Source organism: Mycobacterium sp., from assembly GCF_049281135.1.
Taxonomy (GTDB): Bacteria; Actinomycetota; Actinomycetes; order Mycobacteriales; family Mycobacteriaceae; genus Mycobacterium.
In genome coordinates this window covers 1-4,640 of record NZ_JBAPRN010000281.1, presented here as the reverse complement: position 1 = coordinate 4,640, position 4,640 = coordinate 1, and the positions used below count along the sequence as shown (strand labels likewise).

Here is a 4,640-nt window from a genome sequence, read left to right as displayed (position 1 = left end):
TTGAATCACCTGCTGGAGATCCGGGAGAATCCGCGGCCCGGCCTGGTGGACGCGATGGCAAGACTCCAGATCAATGGTGAACCTGCCCCCGACATGGAACTGCTCGGAATGCTGACCTTGATCATCGGTGGCGGTTTTGACACGACAACGGCGCTGACCGCTCACGCACTCGAATGGCTGGGAGAAAACCCCGAGCAGCGCGAATTGCTGAGGCGAGAATCGGAAACACTGCTCGACCCCGCGACCGAGGAATTCCTGCGTTACTTCACGCCAGCGCCAGGAGACGGTCGCACCATCGCCGCCGATCTCGACGTAGCGGGCACACACTTCAAAGAGGGTGAGCGCCTCTGGCTGTCCTGGGCGATGGCCAACCGTGACCCCGCTGTGTTTCCCGATCCGAATCGACTTGAGCTCGGCCGAAAGAACAACCGGCACTTCAGCTTCGGGCTTGGCATCCACCGCTGCATCGGCTCTAACGTCGCGCGCGTCGTGTTCAAATCGATGCTCACGGCCGTACTCGATCGGATGCCCGACTACCGCTGCGATGCCGAGGGCACCGTGCACTATCGGACGATCGGAGTGATCCAGGGCATGCAGCACCTTCCGGCCACCTTCACGTCCGGCAAGCGACTGGGACCGGGGATCGACGAGACGCTGGAGAAGCTGCAGCGGGTCTGCGACGAACAGGGGATCGCACGGCCGATCACCGAGTATAAGGAGACCGCCGTCATCGACTAGACGGACAGGTCGCGGCGCAGCTTGGCCACGTGTCCGGTGGCCTTCACGTTGTACTGCGCCTCGGCGATCTTGCCCTTCTCGTCAACGACGAATGTCGAGCGGATCACGCCGCTGTACCGTTTGGTAACATGTACATATGGCAACCCCCGCAACCGCCGTCTACCTGCGGCAGAGCAGAGACAGTGAGGGCAACGAGCTGGCCATCGACCGCCAGCGCGACGGCTGCCTGACGTTGTGCAGGCAGAAGGGCTGGAACGACATCCGGGAGTATCCCGACAACGATCGCAGCGCCAGCAACGGCAAGACGCGGGAGAAGTACCAGCAGATGCTCAAGGACATCGCCGCGGGCAAGGTCGCGCGGGTGGTGGTGTGGGACCTGGACCGGCTGCATCGCCAGCCCATCGAGTTGGAGCACTTCATGAAGCTGGCCGACGACCACCGGCTCAAGCTGGCCACCGTCACCGGCGACGTAGACCTGGCCACCGACAACGGGCGCCTGTTCGCACGGATCAAGGGGGCTGTAGGGATGGCAGAGGTAGAGCGCAAGAGTGCGCGGCAGAAGGCGGCAGCCAAGCAGAAGGCGACAAACAAGGACGGCGGGAGACCAGCCTGGCCGAGTAGACCGTTCGGGTTCGACGCCAAATCAGACCCGGTGACGGGGAAGTGGTGGACGGCCAAGCGCAACCCCACCGTCTACAACGAGATCCGGCTGCACGAGACCGAGGCCAAGCTGATGCGTGATGCCTACAGCCGGTTCCTGGCCGGGACCAAGCTCTACGAGATCGCCATGGGGTGGAACAAGGCGGGGGTGGCGACGCCCCGGGGTGGAACGTGGAGCGGGACGCGGGTACGTGAGCTGCTGCTTCTGGCACGCAACGCGGGACTGCGGGAGTACCACGGCGAGGTGGTGGGTGAAGGCACCTGGCCCGCCATCGTGACCGAGGAGACCTGGCGCGCGGCGCACGCGAAGATCACCCACCCCGACCGCCGTACCGGCACGTTCAAGGGCCGCAAGTACCTGCTTTCAGGCATCGCGCTCTGCGGCCACTGCGGCCACGCGCTCACCTCCCACGTCAGCAACCGGGGCAAACGCCAGTACGGGTGCTACAAGTGCCGCAAGGTGAGCCGCGGCGGTGAGCAGGTGGACGCGCTGATCACCGAGATGGTGGTGCGCCGGCTGGCACGGGAGGACGCCGTGGACCTGGTGGTGACCGATGACGAGGAGGTCGACGCCAACGCGCTGCGGGAGCAGCGGCGGGAACTGGAGCAGGGCTTGGTGCGGCTGGGCCGGGACTTCGCCACGGCTCCCGCGGCGTTCAGGCAGTCGGCGCTGGATGAGACCAACGAGAAGCTGGCGGCGATCGACGCGCAGCTCACCGACGCCGTCAAGGTCGATGTGTTCGAGGGCGTGATCGGCGCCGAGGACGTCGCGGCGGCATTCGGCGGCCTGGGCCTGGGGCGGCGGCGGACCATCGTGGATGCGCTGATGACGATCACGGTGCTGCCGGTCGGCAAGCGTGCCAGGGTGTTCGACCCGGACTACATCGACGTGGTGTGGAAAGAGGACCTGTGAGATGTACGGGCGGCAGGGTGCCGTACGACGAGAAAGGATCTCCGCATGAGATACACGACCACCGTCATGGGGGCCGCGCTGATTGCGGCGGGGTTGATGCTGGGCGCACCCGCCCACGCCGATCCGGACGACCCGGACACCAGCAGCCCGGACACCACCACCAAAGAGGTGTGCGGCGCGTTCAACCTGGGCGTCCCGCCGGGAGACATCCCGGGCCGGCTCGGGGCGAACGACGGCCGCGAGAACTACTGGACCGCACAGCGCCAGAGCGCGTGGCCGATCATCGAAGGTGACTGCGGGTGAGCGTCTGGACCGGCACGCCGCCGCTTCCGGTGGAGATAACGAATCACACCAGCCTTTGGGAGACACTCGTCCCACCACTACTCGCCGCACTACTCGCCGCCGGCGCCACGCTCGGGGCCGTTGCTCTCACGCAATGGAATCAGCGTAAGAACGACCGTAACTCGGCGATTCGCAACCAGAGGATCGAGCAGATCGCCAACTTCTTGGACGCTGCTCACGCTGTCCAGCGCGTGCTGCAGGAACGTGCCCAGAACCCCGCCCATGGCGCGATGGTCCAGCAACTCACCGGCGCTGCTGGTACGCCAGTCCACCAACTCTGGTTGCGTGAGAAGGCCATCTTCATCGTGTGCACTGAGCCGGTTCGGCAAGCCGCCAAAAAGTACGCACAGAAGCTCACCGAGGCGGAGAAGAAGGGTACGGGCGGTACAGACCCGCAGAAGTACTGCGAGGCCGAGGAATGGAAATTCCTAGAGGCAGCTCGATTAGAGTTGGACAAGTGACGCCAGGCGCGTCGTCAGCTCCTCGTCATTCCCTGGCCGAACCCGCCGTCCTTGATGCGCTCTATCGCGCGCCGTACTCCGCTGCCGTCCATACCGACCGCCTTGCCGATGCGGGCGTAGGTCCAGCCCATGCGACGGAGCTGCAGGATCTTCTCGTCGCGCACATGAGGCGGCAGTGCGTAGTAGCGGCCGGGCCGGTCCATGGGGCCATTCTCGCAAACGAAGCGCGCTCACCGAAGTGCTTACTTCGCCGGCAGCTCGTACAGAATGTACAAGTCCGTTGCGGCACAGCGCATCTCGCTGATTAGACCCTCTAGATAAGCCCCTCTCGTCACGGGGAGAGGCCGTCACTTCCGCTTTGTGGGCATTTCCGGCGGGGGGGTAGCCCACACGCTCCGCGTTGGTGCGCCATCGCGCGGCCCATAGTTTTGAACCCCCACCCCTCAGCGCTTTCGGGCATGCAGAGAATCAAGCGCCTTTTGCCCAGGCCCAGGCCGTCAGACGCCAGTCTGCGCCGACTTTACGAAGCGCGACCGTGTACACCGAGCCAGTTTGTGTGACCTGCTGACCGCGCAGGTCGAACGTCATGGTCGCGGGAGCAACGACATAGGCGTAGTCGCCGGTGACATCGACGTGCCGTGGCTCGCCGAGCGAGATGCGGTAGCCCGAAGCTCCGAGATGCTCGCCCTCAGCAAGCACATCTCTCCACCAGTCTTCGGCGGCTGTCGGCCCTTGCCAGACATGGGGCGACATTCCGTCAAGAATTTGCATCGGGTCAGCGCATGTCGCTGCCATTGCCGTCGAGTCACCTTTGTTGAACGCCTCGACGTATTGCAGCACTGCGCCCATTGGACCGTCCGAGGTAGGCACGACGTGTTCTCCTCTCCTCCTGGCGCGTCATACCCTAGTCGCCCGCGCTAGCCGCGAGGGGAGCGTGGCGAATACCACAGTGCCACAAGGCTTTTCACTCTCAGCAAACTACCGAGTTGAGCTAACGGACGGTAAACTTGCTGGTAGGGACGGCAAACAGCCGGACCCCAGCAAAGGAGTAGAACAGATGAGCACCAACGAAATGGCACCGGTGACCAACCTGCCCGCAGCCCGCAAGGAGCAGGCAGCGGCACGTAAGGAGACGGCGGCGACCAAGACCCGGCACCCGGCAGGCAAGGCACCGGCCAAGACACCCGCCAAGAAGGCACCGGCCAAGCCCAAGGTGGCCAGCACCAAGATCACCTGGACGAACGACGGCGAGAAGGACGCCAAGGGCCAGGCCCCCGGCACCGGCGTATGCGGGGATCGCACGTACAACATCACCGGCTCCGGTGAGAACTGGAAGTGCACCGTGCAGATCGGCAAGGCCAAGCCCGAGGTGCTGGGCGAGAACCTCAAGTCCGGCGGTGCCGCGTGGCGCAAGTGCGTCGACCACAACAAGGGCCGGGCGGCCGCGTGATCGCGCCGCTGCTCGGCGCTCTGGTTGGCGGCTACGTCGGCCGCAAGGTCGGCCGCAAGGTCGGTCTCGCCTACGG

General features: G+C 65.0%; 7 protein-coding genes and 1 pseudogene. 5 read left to right on the top strand and 3 right to left on the bottom strand.

What is annotated here, in order from left to right:
- Nucleotides 1–738: cytochrome P450 (locus WAN02_RS11415; protein ID WP_422264277.1), on the top strand; the 738-nt coding region annotated here is incomplete at its 5' end.
- Here the strand turns inward: WAN02_RS11415 and WAN02_RS11410 are convergent.
- Nucleotides 735–860 (bottom strand): annotated as a pseudogene (locus tag WAN02_RS11410) (peroxiredoxin); the annotation flags it as partial. The gene WAN02_RS11415 and the pseudogene WAN02_RS11410 sit on opposite strands and share 4 nt — an antisense overlap.
- Before the next feature lie 14 nt (nt 861–874).
- Between WAN02_RS11410 and WAN02_RS11405 the strand changes: the two are divergent.
- From WAN02_RS11405 to WAN02_RS11395, 3 genes are read left to right on the top strand one after another with little or no spacing between them, the layout of a single operon-like run.
- Nucleotides 875–2,311, top strand: coding sequence for a recombinase family protein (locus tag WAN02_RS11405; RefSeq protein WP_422264276.1), 1,437 nt, complete (start codon nt 875–877; stop codon nt 2,309–2,311).
- 45 nt (nt 2,312–2,356) lie between these two features.
- Complete coding sequence (locus WAN02_RS11400) at nt 2,357–2,614, top strand: hypothetical protein (RefSeq protein WP_422264275.1); 258 nt, start codon at nt 2,357–2,359, stop codon at nt 2,612–2,614.
- The gene (locus WAN02_RS11395) at nt 2,611–3,114 is read left to right on the top strand and encodes a hypothetical protein (RefSeq protein ID WP_422264274.1); all 504 of its coding nucleotides are present in this window, start codon (nt 2,611–2,613) and stop codon (nt 3,112–3,114) included. The genes WAN02_RS11400 and WAN02_RS11395 overlap by 4 nt, the downstream gene beginning before the upstream one ends.
- Nucleotides 3,115–3,128: 14 nt before the next feature.
- Here the strand turns inward: WAN02_RS11395 and WAN02_RS11390 are convergent, their stop codons facing one another.
- Both WAN02_RS11390 and WAN02_RS11385 read right to left on the bottom strand, forming a co-directional pair.
- Nucleotides 3,129–3,317, bottom strand: coding sequence for a hypothetical protein (locus WAN02_RS11390; RefSeq protein WP_422264273.1), 189 nt, complete (start codon nt 3,315–3,317; stop codon nt 3,129–3,131).
- A gap of 265 nt (nt 3,318–3,582) precedes the next feature.
- Nucleotides 3,583–3,963 (bottom strand): YybH family protein, encoded by a 381-nt coding sequence (locus tag WAN02_RS11385; protein WP_422264272.1) that lies wholly within the window; start codon nt 3,961–3,963, stop codon nt 3,583–3,585.
- Between the two features lie 208 nt (nt 3,964–4,171).
- Here WAN02_RS11385 and WAN02_RS11380 point away from each other — a divergent pair, with 208 nt between their 5' ends.
- Nucleotides 4,172–4,564 carry a hypothetical protein gene (locus WAN02_RS11380; protein ID WP_422264271.1) on the top strand — a complete coding sequence of 131 codons (393 nt, stop codon included), beginning with the start codon at nt 4,172–4,174 and terminating at the stop codon, nt 4,562–4,564.
- Nucleotides 4,565–4,640: the final 76 nt, after the last annotated feature.